Here is a 21,639-nt window from a genome sequence, read left to right on the forward strand (position 1 = left end):
AAATTTAAAACCACCGGAGGAATATAAAATGAACCAATTAAAAGGAATTCACCACGTTACAGCGATTACAAGTAGTGCAGAAAAGAACTATGAGTTTTTCACTCATGTTTTAGGAATGCGTTTAGTTAAAAAAACAGTAAACCAAGATGACATTCAAACGTATCATTTATTCTTTGCAGATGATAAAGGTAGTGCAGGAACAGATATGACATTCTTTGACTTCCCAGGTATTCCAAAAGGAGTACACGGTACAAATGAAATTTCAAAAACTTCATTCCGTGTTCCAACTGATGCAGCATTAGCATATTGGGTAAAACGCTTTGACCGCCTGGAAGTAGAACATACAGGAATTAAAGAGCAATTTGGTAAGAAAACTCTTTCTTTCGTTGACTTTGATGATCAACACTATCAATTAATCTCGGATGAACTTGATAAAGGGATCGAATCAGGTACACCTTGGCAAAACGGTCCAGTTCCATTAGAATATGCGATTACTGGTTTAGGACCTGTATTTATCCGTATTGCAAACTTTAGTTTCTTCAAAGAAGTGTTAGAAAAAGTTCTGTTATTTAAAGAGGTTGCGCAAGAAGGAGAATTCTATTTATTCGAAGTAAACAAAGGTGGAAATGGTGCTTCTGTCATTGTAGAACATAATACGGTTCTTCCAGAAGCACGACAAGGTTTTGGTACGGTTCACCATGCGGCATTCCGCGTAGAAGATCGCGCTGTATTAGAAGAATGGATTGAGAGAATTAGTAGCGTTGGGCTTCCTTCATCTGGTTATGTAGACCGTCACTTCTTCGAATCATTATACGCAAGAGTTGCACCACAAATCCTATTTGAATTTGCAACAGATGGCCCAGGATTTATGGGAGATGAGCCATACGAAACACTTGGCGAAAAATTATCTTTACCTCCGTTCTTAGAGCCAAAACGTGAAGAAATCGAAAAATTAGTTCGTCCAATTGATACAGTGAGAAGTACGAAGGAATTTATTAAAGAGTAAAAATAGAGCAAGTAGTTTTAGCGGAGTGCTGGAACTGCTTGCTTTTTTATTTATTCTAGTAAGTTTTCTGACAATTGTTTCTCAAGTTATTAAAAAGGAAAACTTTGGTATAATTAATTAAAATATTAAATTTTCTGATAATTGTTTTTCAATGCATAGAAAAGGAGTGGTAATATACAATTTTGATAATTGTATAAAAATACTAATTTTGGAGAAAAGGGGATGCGGAGTGTATGGGAGCAGATGTAGTAACGCGGGAGCAAATGAAACATTCTTTAGATGATTGGTATCGTGTAATGTTGCAGCAAAATATAGAGAAAGCTACGGAAATGAAAGAGGAAATTGAAAGTAAGATTAGTGGGTTGGATGTGGATCAGGAGTTATCTTTGTATTTTACATTATTAGATTTTAGATATAAGATGCTGACGGATTGGTTGAATATAAAAGAAAATAGTTTTGAGAGAATAGAATCTTTTGAAATTCCAACTGAAGGATTTTTAGCATATTATTATCATTTCTTTAAAGGGATATATTGTACTTCAATGTCTAAATATGGAGATGCGAAGGAAAGTTATGAAAAGGCAAATGAATTACTGAAATACGTTTCGCACTCTTTAGAAAATGCAGAGTTTGATTATCGTATGGGTAATTTTTACTATCAGACATATCAACAAGTTAATGCAATTGATTATTTGAGAAAAGCGAAAGAAGAGTTTAAAAAACATATAGGTTGCGAAATAAATATAGCGCTATGTGAAAATGCTTTTGGTCTGTGTTGTGTAGATTTGAAAAATTATGAACTCGCGGAAGAAAGCTTTAATGCTGCTATGGATATTTTCCAAAAGGTGAATTATGAAAAATATATTTTAATGGTGCGTCATAATTTAGCCTTTTTGTATGCTAGTCAAGATTTATCGGAACTTGCAGTTCGCCATGCATCCGAAGTTACAAAAAAACAGCCGAAATTTTTTAAAGCGCTATTTGTTGAAGCGCGTGAATGTTATAAATTAGGGCAATATCAATTAGCAGCAGATCTGGTTGAAAAAGGTTTGGATATTTGTAAAGAATTAAATAAGGAAGAGTTTCAATATCGTTTTATGATTTTGAAAAGCGTAAACAAAAAATCACCTACATTAAGCTTAGAGCAAGTAGTTTTAGAAGGTATTACTTATTTTGAAAAAGAAGAGCTATGGGAGTGTATGCAGGAATACGCTGAAATGTTAGCTCTAAGGTTTTATAAAGAAGAGAATCACAATAAAGCAAGTCATTATTTTTACATGAGTCATAAAGCTCAGAAAAAATTATTAAAAAAAGGGGCGCTAAAATAATGAAAAAGATTCACTTTGGAATGTTGGGGATTGCGTTAGTAGGTACGTTATCAATTGGAGTTAACAGTGCGTTTACAAATCAAGCATTAAATATAGGAGAGACAGGAGGAGCACCAGCAAGACCAGACTACGTTAACATTGGCGACACGGGAGGAGCACCAGCAAATAATAAAGGCGATGGTGGAGCACCAGCCAACTTCAATAAAGGAGACGGCGGCGGTATTAGCAAAAAAGACTCACACGCTGACCATTTTTAAATTAAATAATAAAGTGAAGGGATCTCACAACGAGGTCCCTTTCTTTGTTATTAGGCCATGCAGAGAAAAGAATTGACTTACTTTAAATATGTAACTATAATAGTTACAAAACAACCATTAGTAATAGAAATGAGTTATATTTTTTTAGTACAATTGTAACTGTCTTAGTTACAATTAAAATTAATCATAAAACAACCAAAAAATGTAAAAACTTTAAATAGCAACAAGAGAAAGGAGACGGGAATGTTGAAACGGTTTAAGTTTTATTTGATTAGCGGTATTGTGCTCGTTTTGCTTATCGTATGTAACTTCGTTGATAAGCCGATTGCGAAGGTTGGAGAAGTGAAAGATACTGTTATGATGAAGCTGAATACGAAAGAGAGTATGGCGCAAATTGACGGGCAGACGATTTATTTTAAGAAAATTGGTGAGGGGAAACCTCCTTTACTTATGTTACATGGGTTTGGTGGTTCTTCAGATGGTTTTAGTGATATTTATCCAGAACTTGCACGAGACCATACGATTATTGCGGTTGATATTTTAGGATTTGGACGTTCTTCTAAGCCGATTGATTTCGAGTATTCGTTTCCTGCGCAAGTGAATTTATATTATAAGTTAATGAAGAAGCTCGGATACGATCAGTTTGCGGTGCTCGGTCATTCGATGGGCGGAGAGATGTCCCTCAATTTAGCATATTTATATCCTGACGCAGTGACGCATCTCATTTTAGCGGATTCTACAGGGATAGAGTCTTTCCAGCAAAAAGAAAGTTATGAAGTGCCGCCATTATCGACAGACTTACAAACTGTAACAGAGATTACGGATTATAATAAAAATGCAGTGAAAAACAGTCGCGATGATAAAGAGCACTATGATCAGCTGACGAAAATGAGAGAGCGCCGCATTGCGATGGAAGCCGATAAGATTAAGGTGCCGACTCTAATTATATGGGGCAGAAATGATAAGAGCGTTTCTTGGAAAAATGGTGAACTGTATCATCAGCTATTTGCGAATAGTACGTTCCATATCATTGAAAAAGGATACCACGCACCGTTTCGCCAGGAACCAATCGAGTTTATGGAGTATGTACAAGCGTTCTTCGCGAAGCATCCACAATAAAAATTTTAAGCATAAATCCACTTCTTTCCTCATACAGTGAAACTAATAAGGCTTGTCTAAGGAAAGGAATGAAGTTGAGTGGAAACTTTACCATGGTGGGTGTATCTTGTAATTGTTGGAATCGTATTAAGTGGCTACATGGTTTTATATACTTCAAAAAAAGAGCAAGAGATGGATAATGAGTTTATTGAAAAAGAAGGCGAAGTGTATATGAAGCGCTTAGCAGAGGAACGCGAGAAGCGTAATCAAGATAGTGATAAGGATTCGGTATTATTATAATTACGGGAGAGAAGTTATCTAAAAAGATTGTGAAATACAATCTTTTTAAGATAGCTTTTTTTATTAGAGAAGATTAGTGTAAAGTTGATAGGATAAAGAGTGGGGCGTATGTTGAATTAAGTATGGGCTGGTAAGGTATAATCGCTAAAACAACAAAAAATTGATTACTAGCGAAACCAAGTAAAAAATAGTTATAAGTGAAGTGAAACACTATCTAACAAGAAGATTTCTTGACGACAGTGTTTTTTCTTTATTTTCTTCCTAACGAAAGGAAGAAATGAATTTTCGTTTGGCAGGAGGAATTCATTATGTTTTATGTGAAATGGGAGGGATTAGATTGGTTAGTGGTTTTGTTGCTCATTATTGAATTTTTTGGTCTTTTATATTAAAAACTTCTTAGCGTGTTTTTTTCGAAATATTGGCGGTACCCCATACCCATCAAGCTAATATTTTGAAGTACTCCCAAAACTAAAATTTTATCTCTTTTTAGTTATCTATAGGAATCTAGTTCATGTGTTGTTTTAGGAAATAATGAATTTCTTAACTTGATGGTGATGTGTCACTACTCCTATAAGGGGTTTTTCTTCAAGCCGTGGGCAGGTAGTATTTTTTCCATTGCATTCCGAAATTCGGCTGTTCTTTAGCTTTCGCCAAGCCGAACAGACCAAAAATAAGGAGAATATCAAAGATCACTTAAGGGGGCCTACTAACAAATGCGGTAGAATCTTTATATGAGAAATTGTTTTTCAATTATTTCTCAACTTTATTTTATTTTTTTTTTGAAGATATTAATGTTAGAATAATTAAAATTAGAAAATTCAGAAAAATTAAAAGGAGGAGGAACGGTGAAACGAATTTTTTCAATTATTTTAACGGTATTATCAGTATTTATGATTTTCTTTATTAATTCACCATCCGCTTCAGCAACTGAGAATATAACAAATGGAGATTTAAAACAAAAATATAATGAAGGTATAAAAGATGGAGCTATCGACAAAAGTATAACTTATGAACAATGGGAAAAAATTGTTGCAGAAAATGAAAAAGCACTTGAGAAAATAAAAAAAGATAAAGTTAAAGGGATCCCTATAAAAGATTCAGGCTGGCAAGGGGCTTATTATCAAGGATTCAATATAAAAAGAGGTGATATTTTTATTACTGATGGATCATCTTTTTATGGGCTTACTGGTCATGCAGCTATTGCAAATGGAGACAGCTATATCTTAGATGCTCCAGGGTATTCTATTAACACGAGCCGAGGATTATTAAATACTACAAGACAAAGAACTGTACAACAATGGTTAGATGAATATACAGGAAAAGGTACTGTTTGGGTATATCGAGTTTCTTCTTCATATGATTATGTAGCTGGCAATGCCGCTTCTTGGGCAGATAGAACATATTATTCTTCTAGTGGAAGTGCTACTCAAGATAGATTTCCTAGTTATGGAGTTACTTTGAATACAAAAGGTACTGATCCAACATATTGTTCAAAAATTGTATATCAAGCATATTATTATGGTTCGGGTAACCTTCCATTTATGGTTCCTACTTCTACAACTATTATAGGACCTTATGGATTATTAGATAGTTTTGCTGACAACTATAGACCAAGTTTAGTGAAAACATTTTATTAATTCAATTAAAATTTTTAAAAGGAGGTAACAACATCATGAAATCTGTTTCGAAAGCTATAGTTATTTCCTTATTTTTTGCGATTTTAGGAATGGTTTTCGGTATAACATTTCAGTCTATGGCTTATTGGGGTTCTAACACAATGGTATGGTATTGGGTAGGAGCGGTATTAGCATATTTATTTACAATAATATCATTGATAACTCTGATACTTATATATCGTAGGACGCCACAATATACAATGGCATATAAATTTTTAATTCTTTTAAATATAGTTCTTGTATTAGGAACTATATTATGGACTACATTTATCATTATTGCTTGGAAATCGGGAATATAATTAGTTAATTTTCTTGTTATTTGTTTATAGAAATTGATTTTCTTTTTCAAGGGATAGCGTTACATTGTTATCAAGCTAAGGTTTTACACTATCCATAAAGCAAAAAAGACGTTATCCTTTCTGTAGAATTATAGGAAAGGATGGCGTCTTTTTTATGCTGAATCTAGTCTTAACTAGTATCTGTTCTTTGTATTATTGTTCGGGAAATTATTATAGAAGAAAAATATATGGAATTGGCATACTACATAGCTTCATTTTCAGGTGTAACGCACAAGTTGCACAGCTAACGCAACGATAACTCGCTTTACTCTTCATCAGTTATTTGACCATACTAGACGTAGAGAGGTGATAAACACAGTATGATTTTTAGTGAGTGTTTAAAAGAAGAAAGGGAAAAAGAAATTGGTCGCAAAATGATTTGGCTGAAAAACTTCATGTGAGCAGGCAATCTGTTTCGAAATGGGAGACGGAAAAGAACTATCCGAGCATTGAAATTATTATTCATTTAAGTGACCTGTTCGGTATTACGATGAATTGCTAAGGAGTGATGAAGAATTGACGCAGAAAGTAATTGAAGATAGTAAGCAATTGGCGTATCCAAAATGGAAGGTGTTTTTTGATAGTCTATTTATAATAGGAGTATTTTTGTTTATTGCAAAAATCGTTGTATGGATGCTAAATAAGTTTGCAGGAGCAAGTATTAAAATTGTAGCAGATGCGCCATATGTAATGAATCTTTTGCCCCTTGCATTCATGATTATAGGTGGCATGGCTTCTGATAAGTTGAAGAAGATATATAGATAGAGGAAAGATTTGAAAGAAATCCCCTACACTAGCTGTTCTTTTCACTTAAATTGTGTACTATAAAGGATAGGATGACATAAAGAAGGGGACATTTAGAATGGAATTTCATGAACAGAAGATTTTGCCGGCAGTGAGGCAAATTAAAGATTTGGAAAAGCTATTACATAGTTCGTATGAGTATATCGTTATTTTAGATATTCATGTCGGTCAGTTGAGAAGTGTTATATCACTTGCGAAGCAATATTGTAAGAAGGTGTTTTTACATGTGGATTTAATTCATGGCTTGCAGAGTGATGGGCATGCGACGGAGTATTTATGTCAGGAGTTTAGACCGTACGGGTTACTTTCAACAAAAGCGAGCGTCATTATGAAGGCGAAGCAAAAAGGTGTTGTGGCAATTCAGCGTATCTTTTTAATCGATTCGAGTGCAATGGAGAAGAGTTGTAATCTTTTAGAAAAGACGAAGCCGGATTATATAGAGGTGCTTCCGGGAGCAATGACGGACATTATCGCTGAAGTGAAAGAACGTACTGGTGTACCGATTTTGGCGGGTGGTTTTATTCGTACAGTGGATGATGTGGAGAAAGCGTTACATGCTGGTGCGACAGCAATTACGACATCAAAACGCGAACTATGGAAACATTACCAAAAAAAGTGACGAAAATGTGAAATAATTCTGTTGACACCGCTTTCATTAACAGTTAACATTATAGACAAGTTAATAAACGTGACGGAGAAAAGAAGAGATCCACATTTCATTGTTTCTATATAAATTTATATAGAAGCGTGCAAAGCTGTGGGTCTTTTTCTTTTGACAAAAACGAATGGCCATTCATTTTACCTCTATCACATTTGGAAGCGTTTAAATTGATTGTGGAGGGATACTATGTCAGCATTTTTAGGAGAGTTAATAGGGACTGCGTTGTTAATCGTACTTGGTGGCGGCGTTTGTGCTGGTGTAAGTTTAAAGAAGTCGTTTGCGAAAGATTCTGGTTGGATTGTAATTACAATGGGCTGGGGCTTAGCGGTAGCGGTTGCAGCATATGCGGTTGGATCAATTAGTGGGGCACATTTGAATCCAGCTTTAACGATAGGATTAGCATTTAAGGGAGCGTTCCCATGGAGTGACGTACCTGGTTATATCGCAGCACAAATGATTGGGGCAATTATCGGGGCAGTTATCGTATATTTACACTACTTACCACACTGGAAAGAAACAGAAGATCCAGGAACAAAGTTAGGCGTATTTGCAACAGGTCCAGCAATTCCGAACACATTTGCAAACCTTTTAAGTGAAATGATTGGAACATTCGTTTTAGTATTTGGTATATTAGCAATTGGTGCAAATAAATTTGCAGATGGATTAAATCCATTTATCGTAGGTTTCTTAATTGTAAGTATTGGTTTATCATTAGGTGGAACGACAGGATACGCAATCAACCCAGCACGTGATTTAGGTCCGCGTATCGCGCACTTCTTCCTTCCGATTGCAGGAAAAGGCGGTTCAAACTGGAAGTATGCTTGGATTCCAGTAGTAGGTCCAATTTTAGGTGGATCACTTGCAGGTTTATTCCATCAAGTTGTATTTGAAGGAAAACAAAATGCAGCACTTATTTATGTGATTATTGCAACTGTGATTGTACTAGCAATCTCTTATATGACAAGTAAAAAAAGTGGAAGCAATACAAATAGTAGAAAAGTAGCATAAGGGGGAAACCATTATGAAAAAATATATTCTTTCATTAGACCAAGGAACAACTAGCTCACGCGCAATTCTTTTCAATAAAAAAGGTGAAATTGTTCATTCAGCTCAAAAAGAGTTTACACAACATTTTCCAAAGCCGGGCTGGGTAGAGCATAACGCGCAAGAAATTTGGGGATCTATTTTAGCAGTTATCGCAACTTGCTTAAGCGAAGCAGATGTAAAACCAGAACAAATTGCTGGTATCGGTATTACGAACCAACGCGAAACAACGGTTGTATGGGATAAAACAACTAGTAAACCAATTTACAACGCAATCGTATGGCAATCTCGCCAAACAGCTGAAATTTGTGATGAGTTAAAAGAAAAAGGTTATGGCGAAATGGTTCGCGAAAAAACAGGTCTTTTAATTGACGCATACTTCTCTGGTACGAAAGTAAAATGGATTTTAGATAACGTTGAAGGTGCAAGAGAGAAAGCAGAAAACGGCGATCTATTATTCGGAACAATTGATTCGTGGCTTGTATGGAAATTATCTGGTGGTAAAGCGCACGTAACGGATTACTCAAACGCATCACGTACGTTAATGTTTAACATTCACGACTTACAGTGGGATGATGAGCTTCTAGAAATGTTAACAGTACCAAAGAGCATGCTTCCAGAAGTACGTCCATCATCTGAAGTGTATGGAGAAACAATTGACTATCACTTCTTCGGTCAAAATGTACCAATTGCAGGTGTAGCTGGTGACCAACAAGCAGCATTATTTGGACAAGCTTGTTTCGGTGAAGGTATGGCGAAAAATACTTACGGAACTGGTTGCTTCATGTTAATGAACACAGGTGAAAAAGCAGTAGCTTCTGAACATGGTCTATTAACAACAATTGCATGGGGAATAGATGGTAAAGTAAACTACGCATTAGAAGGAAGTATTTTCGTAGCGGGTTCTGCAATTCAGTGGTTACGCGACGGAATGCGCATGTTTAAAGATGCAAGTGAGAGTGAAGTGTACGCTTCTCGCGTTGAATCAACTGACGGTGTATACGTTGTACCAGCATTCGTAGGTTTAGGTACACCTTACTGGGATAGTGAAGTACGCGGCGCTATGTTTGGTGTAACGCGCGGTACGACGAAAGAGCATTTCATTCGCGCAACACTAGAATCTTTAGCTTACCAAACAAAAGACGTATTATGCGCAATGGAAGCAGATTCAGGTATTGAACTAAAAACATTACGCGTTGATGGCGGAGCAGTTAAAAATAACTTCTTAATGAAGTTCCAAAGTGATATTTTAGACGTTCCTGTAGAGCGTCCAGTGATCAATGAAACAACAGCTTTAGGTGCAGCGTACTTAGCTGGTCTTGCGGTTGGATATTGGAAAAACCAAGATGAAATTAAAGAACAGTGGCATATGGACAAACGCTTTGAACCAACAATGGAAGCGGAAACAAGCGAAGAGCTATATGCTGGATGGAAAAAAGCAATTGAAGCAACAAAAGCTTTCAAATAATCATAAACAGTGTTATAATGGTGACAAGTTAATAATTCGGTAGGAGATTTGGAGAGACCACAACACGCTATAGAGGCGAAATCTATAGCGGAGTTTGTGGTCTCTTTTTTCGTTATCAAAGGGAGGAATTACCATGAAATTTTCAAGTAAACAACGTAAAGACGTATTAAACGGAGTAAATAAACAAGAATTAGATGTGATCGTAATTGGTGGAGGTATTACTGGTTCTGGTATTGCATTAGATGGAGCAACACGCGGGTTATCAACAATTGTGTTTGAAATGCAGGACTTTGCAGCAGGTACATCAAGTCGTTCAACGAAGCTTGTACACGGTGGTCTACGTTATTTAAAACAACTTGAAGTGAAAATGGTAGCAGAGGTGGGTAAAGAGCGTGCGATCGTATATGAGAACGGTCCCCATGTAACAACACCAGAGTGGATGTTACTTCCGTTCCATACAGGCGGTACGTTCGGATCATTTAGTACATCAATTGGTCTTCGTGTATATGATTTCTTAGCAGGTGTAAAACGAAGCGAGCGCAGAAAAATGTTTAACCGTGAAGAAACGCTGAAGAAAGAGCCTCTTGTAAAACAAGAAGGATTAAAAGGCGGCGGTTACTACGTTGAATATCGTACAGACGATGCGCGTCTTACAATTGAAGTAATGAAAGAAGCAATTGAGCACGGCGCAAAAGCTGTTAACTACGCAAAAGTAGATAGTTTCTTATATAAAGACGGAAAAGTATGTGGTGTACGTGTAATCGATTTACTAGACGGAGAAGTATATGAAGTTTACGGTAAGAAAATTGTAAACGCAGCGGGTCCTTGGGTAGATACACTTCGTGAAAAAGATAACTCGAAAAAAGGAAAAGTACTTCAGTTATCAAAAGGTGTTCACTTAGTAATTGATCAAAAACGTTTCCCATTAGGTCAGGCGATTTACTTCGATACACCAGATAAACGTATGGTATTCGCAATTCCACGCGGAGGGAAAACATATGTAGGCACAACAGATACGTTCTATGATAAAGATGCAGCTGTACCACAAATGACAACAGAAGATCGCACATATATCATTAATGCGATTAACTACATGTTCCCAAGCGTAAAAATTACGGAAAAAGACATCGAATCAAGCTGGGCTGGTGTACGTCCATTAATTTACGAAGAAGGTAAGAGTGCATCTGAAATTTCTCGTAAAGATGAAATTTGGACTTCTGAATCTGGCTTAATTACAATCGCAGGTGGTAAATTAACTGGATACCGTAAAATGGCTGAAATGGTAGTAGACTATGTAACGAACTTACTACAAAAAGAAGGTCATAGTGCATATCCGAAGAGCGACACGAAACATATGCCAATCTCTGGTGGACATGTAAGTGGTTCACAAGGATTCCCAGCATTCGTTGCGAAAAAAGCAGGAGAAGGTACAAAATACGGTTTAACGACAGCACAAGCAGAAGAATTCGCAAAATTCTACGGCTCTAACGTTGACGTACTATTCGACTTAGCGAAAAAACATAAAGACGAAGCGAAAGAATACAACATGCCGCTTGACGTTCTAATCCCGCTTGTATACGCAATGGATTACGAAATGACAGCAAAACCAGTCGACTTCTTCGTACGCCGCAGAGGCGCTGTATTCTTCAACATCCACTGGGTATACGAGTGGAAAGAAGCAGTAATCAACTACATGGCTGCGAAATTAGGCTGGAGCAAAGAAGAGCAAATGAAATATACAGCTGAATTAGAGAAAGCATTAAGAGACGCTGTCATTCCTGTAGATCAACAAGAGCATGCAGCTGCGTTAGCATAAAAGAGAGAACCACCTGAAGGGGAGCCTTTAGGTGGTTTTTTGTGCGTTATGTATAGAATGTACTTGTATTTTATAACTGAAAAACCTAATATTTAGCTTGTTGAGAGAAGTTTCATACAATAAGATACCAATATGAGGTGTATCATGAAAAAAATAATTACTTACGATTCTGAAATTCAGATGGCATATCTGTATGTAATTCCATATTCAGAACGAGAAATTGATTCAGTTAATTGTTGTAAGTAGGAGTGTTCTTCCGCATCTTTTTCAGAAGTGTTAGGATCCAATAAAGGTGAAGAAAGAAGTACATCAATCGTAAGTATGTCTGCATCATGAGAAATGATGTTATAACCTGCAAATACAGGTTGTTTTAAGTCTTTTACTTTTTGAATCATCTGATGAAATTTCGTAACACTTATATTGATTTGTGCGAATGGAAAGCATTTTTGGGTAGGATTCTCGATGGTCTTTCTAATTTTATAATCGTATACATAGTAGTACTTTTCTTGCTGCTCAAGTGTTTGTAACTCTTTCGTTAATAAGTGGTATTTGTCTGTAAGTCCAGTTGTGAGTGCATCGTGTTCTTCACCAACTAATAATGTGAAAGGTCTTGGTGAGGAGATTGAAATGGTGCGGACGTTTAGGTTAGTAAAAGTGGGATTAGATTGTAAAATGGTATGTAATTTTTCGGTAGGAAATTTACCGTCATAAATAGCAATAAAATAATGGTTCATCTTTTCACTCCTTAACTTTTTCTAAACTGATATATTCTACTTTAAAGGTGTAAATCCTGCACAAAAAAGAAACACCTTGATTGTTATCAAGGTGTTGTAATAAGTTCAAAACTCTCCGAATCAGCCCCAAGTATAAAAGGACTAACCTCGCCAACGCTATAAAGTTGTAATTCATGCATCGCGCGCGTACAAGCAGTGTAGAACAATCTACGAACGCTCTCATCACTGTACACATCTTTAGAAGCATCGTAAATAATAACAGCATCAAATTCGATACCTTTCGCTAAGTAAGCAGGGATAATAACAACGCCTTGTTCGTATTCAGCAGAGGTGCTCTTCACAAGTTTAATATCTTCAATGCTACTAAGTGCCTCATAGGCAGCAGCACTTTCAGTTGCAGATTTACATATAATTGCGATCGTGTTGTGATTTTGTTTTTGTAATTCAGCAACTTTGGCAGTAATATGTTCATGCAGTTCGCTCTCATTCGCTACTTTCGTCACTGTAGGTTTCTCGCCGTCACGTTCAAAGGCGTGAATGTTCTTGCCTTCTGGTACGAGAGCACGTGTAAATTCAATAATCGGTTTTGTTGAGCGATAGCTACGAGTTAAGTTAATACCGTTCGTTTCATCTGGTCCGTATAAGCTAGTGAGCGTATTGAAATTCACTGTTTCACTTGCATGGGCAAATATCGCTTGGTTAAAGTCCCCGAGTACCGTCATTCTTGCAGCAGGGAAGAGACGTTTTAAAAACTCGAATTGAAACGGCGAATAATCTTGCGCTTCGTCTACGAGTACGTGTTTAATCGATCTGTTCGTTTGAAAGCCTTCAATTAATTCTTTTAAAAGTAAAAATGGAGTTGCGTCCTCGTAATATAGTTTTCCTTCATCTAACATGTTCACCGTTAGTGAGCAAATGTCATCCCATTCTTTCGGTTTTTCTCCAGTAACCCATGATGCATCTGTGAAAAGTTGTTTATATATACCTGTGAAATTGATAAAGCGTAATGTTTGAACGCCTTTACGCAGTGGCTTCAATTTTTTACGGACAATCATACGTCCAAGTACTTTCGCTTCTTTTTCAAAATCGTTAAAGGAGTTGTCGTCAAACTCACCTTTTTTCTGTAAATATTTATAAGCCTTTTGATATTCATCTTTACTAAGTAATTCAATTTCCTCTTCTACCCAAGGTTTTTTCAGTTCTGCTTTTTCAATTTCATCTATTTGTTTATTTAGCCAATCCGTTAACTTTTCAATTCGATTATGGAAGCGAAGGGAGGAGTCGGTATTGTAAAATTGCTCTGTAATTTCTTTAGCAGAGACAATCAGCTTCCCTCTAAATTTCATTCCTCTAAATAGCATGCCTGAAGATTCAAGAGACTGTCTGTACGCTCTAATCATCTCAAAAAATTGAGTGGATGCCTTAAATCGAATGCTTGCATTTCTCGTTTTATAGATAGGGCTATCCGTTTTAGTTAACATATATTCTAATTGTTCATAAGGGTCTTCAACGTCAAATGACTTACTTAGTCTATGGTTTAAATACTCTTGGAATGTCACTTGCTGCATATTTTCTTCGCCGAGTTCAGGCAGTACGTTAGAAACGTAGCTATTGAACATAGAGTTAGGGGAAAAGAGAATAATTTGATCAGCTTTTAACCATTCACGATATTTATATAGTAAGTAGGCGATTCGTTGTAGCGCAGCGGATGTTTTACCGCTACCAGCAGCTCCTTGCACGATAAGGAGTCGGCCTTCATCGTGACGAATAATTTCATTTTGCTCGCGCTGAATTGTAGCAACGATACTTTGCATATGTTTGTTTGTACCTTTTCCGAGTGCTTGTTGCAAGATCTCATCGCCAATTGTAAGGCTCGTATCGAACATAGAATCAATCTCGCCATTTTGAATAATGTATTGTAATTTTTTCTCCACATTACCGTGAATTACGCCGCCTGGTGTACTATATTCAGCCGGTCCTGGTGGATAATCGTAGTAGACACTCGAAATGGGTGCGCGCCAGTCATATATAAGAAAGTTTTCTCCGCTAGCATCAGTAAGTGTAGCAACGCCAATATAAATTTGCTCCGCAGCAGATTCGCCTTCCTCTTTGAAATCAATTCGTCCAAAATAAGGTGATTTATGCATGCGTTTTAGTGCGGCAAGTCGATTAAAGGTGTGCTTATGAGTAATTTGTGTGACAGCTAGTGACTGAGCTTGTTGTCTTAAGTTGATAACTGTTTCAAGATAATCATCAAAAGTATCCGTGTTCACTTTCACATCATCCCAAAAGTGTTTACGAATATTGATTACTTCTGCCCGGCGTCTGCCAGTTTCGTTTTCCAGCTTATCAATTTGCTGCGTAATCGTTTCGATTACGGTATCCAATCTTTTTTGCTCTAAATCAAGTTTTTTGTTCATACGGTAAGCACTCCTTTAAAAGTGAAAAATAGAGGTTGACTGAAGATGTGTTTTGGTGTAAAATTAAGATACGGATAAATACGTTCCTTTAATTTTAGAAAACGTGTTTCTGTACTAATTTAACATAGTTTTTGAATTTAATCAATGATAATAAGATAAACCTTGGTTCCGTGTGGTGTGGATCAAGGTTTTTTTGTTTCTAAAGAGGGGATCGCAATCGTTGTCAGTTTTTGTCGGTAAGTCGATATATCTCGAAAATCGCCGATATAATTAGAGTTATGGTCGATATATTTGAAAAATCGCTGATATAATTTTATTTACCGAATCTAGACAGAATTTAAGGGGAGAAGAGGGTATAAAAAAAGCTCGGGCCTAAGCCCGAGCTTTTTATTTCATTATTTCTTTTCTTCTTTTTTAGCGTCAGTTTTTTTCTCTTCGAAAAGATCTTTTAAATCTTTATCGTCAACTTTTACGTCAGCTTTTTTGATTTCTTTCATCATAAGGTCGTTCATGAATTCGCCATCTTGTGCTTTCTTCTGAACGATTTCTTTTTTGATGTCAGCTTTAGATTGTTCGAATGATTTTTCTGGCTCTTTAATGTCTGTTACTTTAATGATGTGGTAACCGAATTGTGATTTTACAGGTTCGCTTACTTCATCTTTTTTCAGTTTGTAAGCAGCCTCTTCGAATTCTTTAACCATTTTACCAGGTCCGAAGAATCCTAAGTCTCCACCTTTTTCTTTTGAACCAGTATCTTCAGAGTATTGTTTTGCTAACTCTTCGAAAGATTTACCTTGTCCAAGTTCTTCTTTTACCTTTTTCGCAGTTGCTTCATCTTTTACAAGAATGTGGCTTGCTTTAATTTCAGGCTTGTAGTTATCTTTTAATTCTTTATCAGTGATTGTTTTTTCGATAGCTTTTTCTTGCGCTAATTGAGCACGCACACCATTTTTTATCGTTTCTTCTTTAATACCTTGTTGTTTTAATAGTGTATCGAATTGATCACCGTATTGTTTTTTCATTTCATCGAACTTTTTGTCTACATCTTTGTCTTCGACTTTGTAGTTTTTAATAAGTACTTTTTCCATAACCATGTTGTTTAGTACTTGTTTACCATATTGTTGTTTCATTTGCGTGTAGAAATCTTCTTTTGTAATGTCACCAGCTTTAGAAGTAACAACTTTGTCTGATGATGATGATGTTCCACATGCTGATAGTGCGATTACACTTGTTGCGGCTAAGGCAAGCATAGCTTTCTTCATTCAATAAACACTCCTACTATTATGTATTTTTAATTTATCCTATACCGATGAATTTTAGTTCATAAGAGCCCGATTAAGTCTCACTGATACTTTTGCTTTTTATATTGGTAAAGCGCGCTTAACAGGGCTTACCGAGGCTTTAGGATAAAGTTAAGATGCGTGTCATTTATTTCATAGTATAAGCAATATGTACAAAATTTAATATATCATATTTCGACGTGTTTTCATATTGATAAAGAAAAATTAACCAGTACGTGTCAGATTTTGCAGGTGTACCGTAATGGGCATATGCCGCATATACAGAAAAGAGGAGGGGATGGGGATGAATTCTCAACTTATTTTATTACTTGTACTGTTTATTTTATTGGTTATAGTAGGTATAATTTGCTTATAGAGGAAAAAAGTGAGGAAGGGGCTTTCCTTCCTCACTTTCCATGAAATATAATTTCTATATAACTAGAAACTAATAAAATTGTTATACATACATTAATAACCCGAAAGACACCGGGTTGGCGGCTCGCAGCTATTTGTTTTCGTTCACACAGTGTATGTGTCATGAAATTCGTGTAAAATATAACAAGAAGTGCGAATGCGACAAAAACAACTGTTATAAGTGTCATGAGGCGAGACCTCCTTTTGGCTAAAATACATATGCTTTATATATTGTATCATACGATATTTTGTTCGTGTTATAAAATTCAGAAATAGAAGACTTTGTGTTAGAAAGTGAGGGAGAAAATGGACGTTGTTAGAAGATTAGAACAAGCTGAATACTACGTAGACCTACTATTTAAAATGATTGATGAAGAAAAGTGTCCATTTTATTCTTTGATCATAAAGAAAAAAGCTCGTAAAAAAGATATTGAACGTATACTAAATCTTTGTGAAATACTGAACGAGCAATATGTAGTGGAGAAAGCAGAAGGACTTCTTTTGTTCGATGCGCTGTTAGATCAATTTGAAAAAGCGCTTCCACATCAGCTCGAAGTACACGAAACTGCGGAAGCGCTAGCAAAACAAGGTTTATTCAAACCGCTTATGAATGAATTCTTAAGCATGATTGCGAAAAAATAAATAGATTACTTCTTAACTAACTTCTGATCGGATTCTGTAAAGTTCTCTTCAATATCTTCTAATGATTTCTCAAAAATATCGATGAAGTCTTGTCCGTAAATGTTACGCAAGATAGCGATCAGTTCGATATTTTCGGGGAACTTCCCATAAAAATTACGAAGTGCAAGAGCCCCATTAAACACTGAATTACTTTCAGGGTCATACTCCTCCATTAAGCGAAGTAGTAATTCTTCCCCTTTGTCTGTAATTTCAATGTACGTATTTCGTTTATCATCTTCTTTTTTCGAGAATACAAGATAGCCGCGTTCTTCCAGCTTTTTCGAGAAGTTAAACGCCGTTGATACGTGCATAACTCCAAACTTAGCAATCTCAGAAATAGAAGCCCCTTTTAAATGATAAGCGATTGTTAAAATATGATGCTCATTGATGTTTAAATCGTAAGGCTTAATCCACATCTGCCAATCTTTTTCTACACATTTCCATAACGCTTTCGATAATTGAGCAATGCGTTGGCTGAAAATCATCGCTTCTTTTACCGAGTAATCTTTTTCTCCACTTTTCATATACTCACCCACTTTAACATTCTTTTTCATTACTATCTATTATGCCAGTAAAATAAAAATTAATAAAGTCTTTTTGTGAGAATTGTGAAAATTTTTTGGAAAAATGACATTCTATACAAATCATGCATAACTATGGAAACGTTTTATGAGTCGTGAATACATGCGTTGTCCATACATGTTGAGTGATAACATATATTGTAAATGCATAAAAACACGGCATATCTATGTGATATGCCGTGTTAAGGTCAATTTATATAAAAAATATTTGTTATATGCAAAAAACTAAGCAGGAATTTGTTTACGCTTTTTCCGGAACAGCTTCTTGTAGTTTCTCAATTGATTTTTGAATGTCCAAAATCTCTTTCTCAATATGTCGTTTGTTTTGAGAAATGTCTTGCTTCCAGTTAGAAAGTGTATCGTGCATATCGTCTTTTAATTCTTGGAACACTTCTTTACCTTCTGAAGCAGTTTCAACGATTTGACGTTTTAATAATTTTGTATCAGCTGTAATATCAGCTAAAGTCTTTTTAATATCATTTCCTTTTTCTTTTAACTTGCCGCGCATGTCTTTGCCAGAAGAAGGAGTTGAGAAAAGAACAGCTAGTCCAGCAACTGCTCCGCCGCAAATGACACCTGTAATAAAGGATTTAGCTTTTGACATAAAAGGAGACCTCCTTATTTTTTGTTCGTATTCATGATGTGAAAAAATATGCATATCTTTAAGACGAGGGAAAGAATAGTGCCCAGTCCCCAGCATCTTAAGTGGAGAAACAAGCCGTGCAATATTTAATCACTTTAGGAAAATGGCTTGTTATGTATGACTTCTTATTATAGTGTCATTATTTCACACTATTTGCAATTGTACTTGCGATGTTTTGTAAATTTTCCATTGTGTATTCATTTTGATGTGATTTCCAAACAGCACCGAAACCATCGTTTTCACCGTAGCGTGGAATTAAATGAAGGTGGAAGTGGAACACAGTTTGTCCAGCTTTCTCGCCGTTGTTGTTAAGTAGGTTAAAGCCAACTGGATTAAACTCTGCTTTAATCGCATTTGCGATTTTTGGAACGACAGAAAAAATATGTGATGCGATTTCTGGCGTTAACGCAAAAATGTCTTGTTTGTGAACTTTTGGAATAACAAGAGTATGTCCTTTTGTTACTTGACTAATATCTAAAAATGCAAGCACATGTTCATCTTCGTATACTTTTGAGCAAGGGATTTGCCCGTCAATGATTTTGCAAAAAATACAATTATCTGCTGTATGATTCATCGATCTCATCCTTTCAAATATCCTTAGCCGTATTTTACCATAATTACATAAGAGAACAAACACGAAAAACAGGAAGCTGACTCAGCTTCCTGTTTTCTGAAGAGGGATTGAAAAAGCATTATCGTAATTTACGTTTCGCAGACACCTCATTTATTTAAGAAATGCACGGTAAATCGGCTAAAGTTTCTGCCGTAGACACCCCATTTTCAAGTGAAATGAATTGCAATCTTTTATAAAAGGAAATTGTTTATTTTTAAAACAGTATATGCTCTTTCAGAGACACCCCGTTTCTAAAATGAAACAAATGATCTGGTTATGTGTAAATTTCTTTGTCCAACATGGACACCCCATTTCATGATGACTTCACTATGTTGTTGTACTCATCAATAGGTGGTCGCTTTTTCAATGTGTTCCTTCTTCACTAATTATGATGTCCGCTTTCGTAAAAATATATGCGAACAAATTTAAATTTTTTTTGAATGCATCGATACTATGTAGTACAGCGTAATTTTTGGTAAGATGAATATAGAACGAATATAAATGAAGAAAGTGGTGTCGTATGAGCGAGTTATTGCGTGTAGAAAATGTTACAGGAGGATATACGAAACGACCTGTATTAAAAGATGTTTCGTTCTCTGTGAATAAAGGCGAACTTGTCGGCTTAATCGGTTTAAATGGAGCGGGTAAAAGTACGACGATTAAACATATTATCGGTTTAATGGAACCGAAAAAAGGAACTGTCACAATTAATGGGAAAACAATTCGTGATGATATGACAGCGTACCGTTCTAGTTTTTCGTTCATCCCAGAAACACCAGTATTATATGATGAGCTAACGCTAGAAGAACATTTGAAGTTAACAGCGATGGCTTATGGCGTTGATGAAAAACAATATGAAGAACGTGTAGGACAATTATTACAAGAATTCCGTATGAAAAATCGTTTGAAATGGTTTCCGTCTCATTTCTCAAAAGGGATGAAACAAAAAGTAATGATTATGAGTGCGTTTTTAGTGGAGCCATCTCTTTATATTGTGGACGAACCGTTCGTTGGGCTTGATCCGTTAGCAATTCAATCACTCCTTCAAATGATGGATCAAATGAAAAAGAGTGGTGCAGGTATTTTAATGAGTACACATATTTTAGCGACGGCAGAGCGTTATTGTGATTCGTTCATTATTTTGCATCAAGGCGAAGTAAGAGCGAAGGGAACATTATCTGAGCTGCAATCACAGTTTAATATGCCAGGTGCAACGTTAGATGATATTTATATTGCATTAACGAAGGAAGAAGATTATGAATAGCACAGCGTTATGGAAAGAACGATTTCGTCACTTTCTACAAGAAGTTCGTACATATAGTAAATACGTATTTAATGATCATTTAAAATTTATTTTCGTATTCATCATCGGCGCAGGAGCGTATTATTACCAGCAGTGGTTACAAACGTTAACACCTTCGTTTCCGGCGGCGCTCGTTATGGCAGTGTTGCTTGGACTCGTATTAACGGCCGGATCCATTCAAACGTTGTTAAAAGAAGCAGATCTCGTTTACTTACTGCCAGTTGAAGAAAAGTTAAAACCGTACTTCACAAAGGCATTTCTTTTTACGTTTATGATGCAGTTATACATAATTGCAATCGTAGCAGCAGCGCTTGCCCCGTTATACTTCCAGCAAATGAAACAAACAGGAGCGGCTTACATATGGATTGTAATCGCGTTTGTTATTGTAAAAGCGTGGAATTTATTCGTAGCGTGGGAAAAGTCATTTTTAACAGATCAAAATATACAAAGAGCCGATTGGTTCATTCGATTTATTTTAAACGCCTTATTTGTTTATTTCCTTGTAGAACGTACTTCCGTTATGTTTATTGCCGGAATCGTCCTTCTGATGGTGTTATACCTCGCTATTCTGCATCAAATGGTGAAGGGGAAACCACTAAACTGGGAGTATTTAATTTCTGAAGAAGGTAAGAAGATGATGCTGCTGTACCGCATCGCGAATATGTTCGTTGATGTACCAGCATTAAAAGAGAGAGTAGCACGCAGAAAATGGCTTGATTTCATTCTGTCGATGATTGGTGAAAAGCGTACCTATTTATACTTATATACGAGAACGTTCTTAAGATCTGGTAACTATTTCGGCTTATATGTGCGCCTGCTCGCTCTTGGCGGAGTTATTCTTTACTTCATTCCGTTTTTATATGGACGATTTATTGTAAGCCTTATTTTCTTATACTTAATCGGTTATCAGCTATTAACTTTATGGAAGCATCACCGCATGAAGATTTGGCTTGATTTGTATCCGATTGGGGGAGAAGGGAAAAAGAAAGATTTTCTTACTTTACTAAATGCAATTCTTATTACAGGTAGCGTTATATTTACAATTATATTTGCACTTGCTACGAAAGATTTCATGATGACGGGAATTTTACTAGTCGTAAGCATAGTATTTAGTATCGGTTTCGTTTATCAATACGGGGCAAAACGTATTGAGCGTTTAAATTGAAGGGAATGA

General features: G+C 36.1%; 21 protein-coding genes and 1 pseudogene. 15 read left to right on the plus strand and 7 right to left on the minus strand.

The window, feature by feature from the left end:
- Positions 1-28: 28 nt before the first annotated feature.
- From AC2CGR_RS00635 to glpD, 12 genes and pseudogenes are all read left to right on the plus strand, one after another.
- Complete coding sequence (locus AC2CGR_RS00635; protein ID WP_001072541.1) at positions 29-1,006, plus strand: ring-cleaving dioxygenase; 978 nt, start codon at positions 29-31, stop codon at positions 1,004-1,006.
- 233 nt (positions 1,007-1,239) lie between these two features.
- Positions 1,240-2,334 (plus strand): response regulator aspartate phosphatase, encoded by a 1,095-nt coding sequence (locus AC2CGR_RS00640; RefSeq protein ID WP_484480425.1) that lies wholly within the window; start codon positions 1,240-1,242, stop codon positions 2,332-2,334.
- Positions 2,334-2,591: a Phr family secreted Rap phosphatase inhibitor gene (locus AC2CGR_RS00645; protein WP_087965646.1), complete on the plus strand. Its 258-nt coding sequence runs from the start codon at positions 2,334-2,336 to the stop codon at positions 2,589-2,591. Before AC2CGR_RS00640 ends, AC2CGR_RS00645 begins: the two co-directional genes overlap by 1 nt.
- A gap of 246 nt (positions 2,592-2,837) precedes the next feature.
- On the plus strand, positions 2,838-3,710 hold the full coding sequence (locus tag AC2CGR_RS00650; RefSeq protein ID WP_131102711.1) for an alpha/beta fold hydrolase: 873 nt from the start codon (positions 2,838-2,840) through the stop codon (positions 3,708-3,710).
- A gap of 78 nt (positions 3,711-3,788) precedes the next feature.
- Positions 3,789-3,989, plus strand: coding sequence for a sporulation YhaL family protein (locus AC2CGR_RS00655; protein WP_000449227.1), 201 nt, complete (start codon positions 3,789-3,791; stop codon positions 3,987-3,989).
- Positions 3,990-4,834: 845 nt separating this feature from the next.
- On the plus strand, positions 4,835-5,626 hold the full coding sequence (locus AC2CGR_RS00660) for a hypothetical protein (RefSeq protein ID WP_087965642.1): 792 nt from the start codon (positions 4,835-4,837) through the stop codon (positions 5,624-5,626).
- Between the two features lie 35 nt (positions 5,627-5,661).
- Positions 5,662-5,964: a DUF3902 family protein gene (locus AC2CGR_RS00665; RefSeq protein WP_131101565.1), complete on the plus strand. Its 303-nt coding sequence runs from the start codon at positions 5,662-5,664 to the stop codon at positions 5,962-5,964.
- A 359-nt stretch (positions 5,965-6,323) separates the two neighbouring features.
- Positions 6,324-6,768: pseudogene (locus tag AC2CGR_RS00670) on the plus strand (helix-turn-helix domain-containing protein).
- A gap of 97 nt (positions 6,769-6,865) precedes the next feature.
- Positions 6,866-7,426 (plus strand): glycerol uptake operon antiterminator GlpP, encoded by a 561-nt coding sequence (glpP, locus tag AC2CGR_RS00675; RefSeq protein ID WP_061686224.1) that lies wholly within the window; start codon positions 6,866-6,868, stop codon positions 7,424-7,426.
- A 228-nt stretch (positions 7,427-7,654) separates the two neighbouring features.
- Entirely contained in the window at positions 7,655-8,476 is an 822-nt protein-coding gene (gene glpF / locus AC2CGR_RS00680) for a glycerol uptake facilitator protein GlpF (RefSeq protein WP_001272193.1), read from the plus strand.
- A gap of 13 nt (positions 8,477-8,489) precedes the next feature.
- Complete coding sequence (gene glpK / locus AC2CGR_RS00685) at positions 8,490-9,980, plus strand: glycerol kinase GlpK (RefSeq protein WP_061686223.1); 1,491 nt, start codon at positions 8,490-8,492, stop codon at positions 9,978-9,980.
- Between the two features lie 133 nt (positions 9,981-10,113).
- The gene (gene glpD / locus AC2CGR_RS00690; RefSeq protein ID WP_087965639.1) at positions 10,114-11,796 is read left to right on the plus strand and encodes an aerobic glycerol-3-phosphate dehydrogenase; all 1,683 of its coding nucleotides are present in this window, start codon (positions 10,114-10,116) and stop codon (positions 11,794-11,796) included.
- 176 nt (positions 11,797-11,972) lie between these two features.
- Here glpD and AC2CGR_RS00695 read toward each other — a convergent pair whose 3' ends face one another.
- The 4 genes from AC2CGR_RS00695 to AC2CGR_RS00710 all read right to left on the minus strand — a co-directional run bounded on the left by AC2CGR_RS00695 (position 11,973) and on the right by AC2CGR_RS00710 (position 16,832).
- A complete protein-coding gene (locus AC2CGR_RS00695) occupies positions 11,973-12,530 on the minus strand; it encodes a hypothetical protein (protein ID WP_087965637.1) in 558 nt (185 codons plus the stop codon).
- An 86-nt stretch (positions 12,531-12,616) separates the two neighbouring features.
- Entirely contained in the window at positions 12,617-14,950 is a 2,334-nt protein-coding gene (helD, locus tag AC2CGR_RS00700; protein ID WP_484480426.1) for an RNA polymerase recycling motor HelD, read from the minus strand.
- Between the two features lie 395 nt (positions 14,951-15,345).
- A complete protein-coding gene (prsA, locus tag AC2CGR_RS00705) occupies positions 15,346-16,212 on the minus strand; it encodes a peptidylprolyl isomerase PrsA (RefSeq protein ID WP_071723759.1) in 867 nt (288 codons plus the stop codon).
- Between the two features lie 425 nt (positions 16,213-16,637).
- The gene (locus AC2CGR_RS00710; RefSeq protein WP_484480427.1) at positions 16,638-16,832 is read right to left on the minus strand and encodes a hypothetical protein; all 195 of its coding nucleotides are present in this window, start codon (positions 16,830-16,832) and stop codon (positions 16,638-16,640) included.
- A 118-nt stretch (positions 16,833-16,950) separates the two neighbouring features.
- Here AC2CGR_RS00710 and AC2CGR_RS00715 point away from each other — a divergent pair, with 118 nt between their 5' ends.
- Positions 16,951-17,286: a DUF1878 family protein gene (locus AC2CGR_RS00715; protein ID WP_000383651.1), complete on the plus strand. Its 336-nt coding sequence runs from the start codon at positions 16,951-16,953 to the stop codon at positions 17,284-17,286.
- 5 nt (positions 17,287-17,291) lie between these two features.
- Here the strand turns inward: AC2CGR_RS00715 and AC2CGR_RS00720 are convergent, their stop codons facing one another.
- From AC2CGR_RS00720 to AC2CGR_RS00730, 3 genes are all read right to left on the minus strand, one after another.
- Positions 17,292-17,849 carry an HTH-type transcriptional regulator Hpr gene (locus tag AC2CGR_RS00720; RefSeq protein ID WP_000834919.1) on the minus strand — a complete coding sequence of 186 codons (558 nt, stop codon included), beginning with the start codon at positions 17,847-17,849 and terminating at the stop codon, positions 17,292-17,294.
- Between the two features lie 298 nt (positions 17,850-18,147).
- The gene (locus tag AC2CGR_RS00725) at positions 18,148-18,510 is read right to left on the minus strand and encodes a YtxH domain-containing protein (RefSeq protein WP_000030300.1); all 363 of its coding nucleotides are present in this window, start codon (positions 18,508-18,510) and stop codon (positions 18,148-18,150) included.
- Positions 18,511-18,688: 178 nt separating this feature from the next.
- Positions 18,689-19,123, minus strand: a complete 435-nt coding sequence (locus tag AC2CGR_RS00730; RefSeq protein ID WP_001016840.1) for an HIT family protein — start codon at positions 19,121-19,123, stop codon at positions 18,689-18,691.
- Positions 19,124-19,682: 559 nt separating this feature from the next.
- Between AC2CGR_RS00730 and ecsA the strand changes: the two genes are divergently transcribed.
- Both ecsA and ecsB read left to right on the plus strand, forming a co-directional pair.
- On the plus strand, positions 19,683-20,426 hold the full coding sequence (gene ecsA / locus AC2CGR_RS00735; protein ID WP_001292603.1) for an ABC transporter ATP-binding protein EcsA: 744 nt from the start codon (positions 19,683-19,685) through the stop codon (positions 20,424-20,426).
- A complete protein-coding gene (ecsB, locus tag AC2CGR_RS00740; RefSeq protein ID WP_484480428.1) occupies positions 20,419-21,630 on the plus strand; it encodes an ABC transporter permease EcsB in 1,212 nt (403 codons plus the stop codon). Before ecsA ends, ecsB begins: the two co-directional genes overlap by 8 nt.
- The last annotated feature ends 9 nt before the right edge of the window (positions 21,631-21,639 follow it).

The sequence above is a fragment of the Bacillus sp. LSHTCR4 genome, from assembly GCF_057197025.1.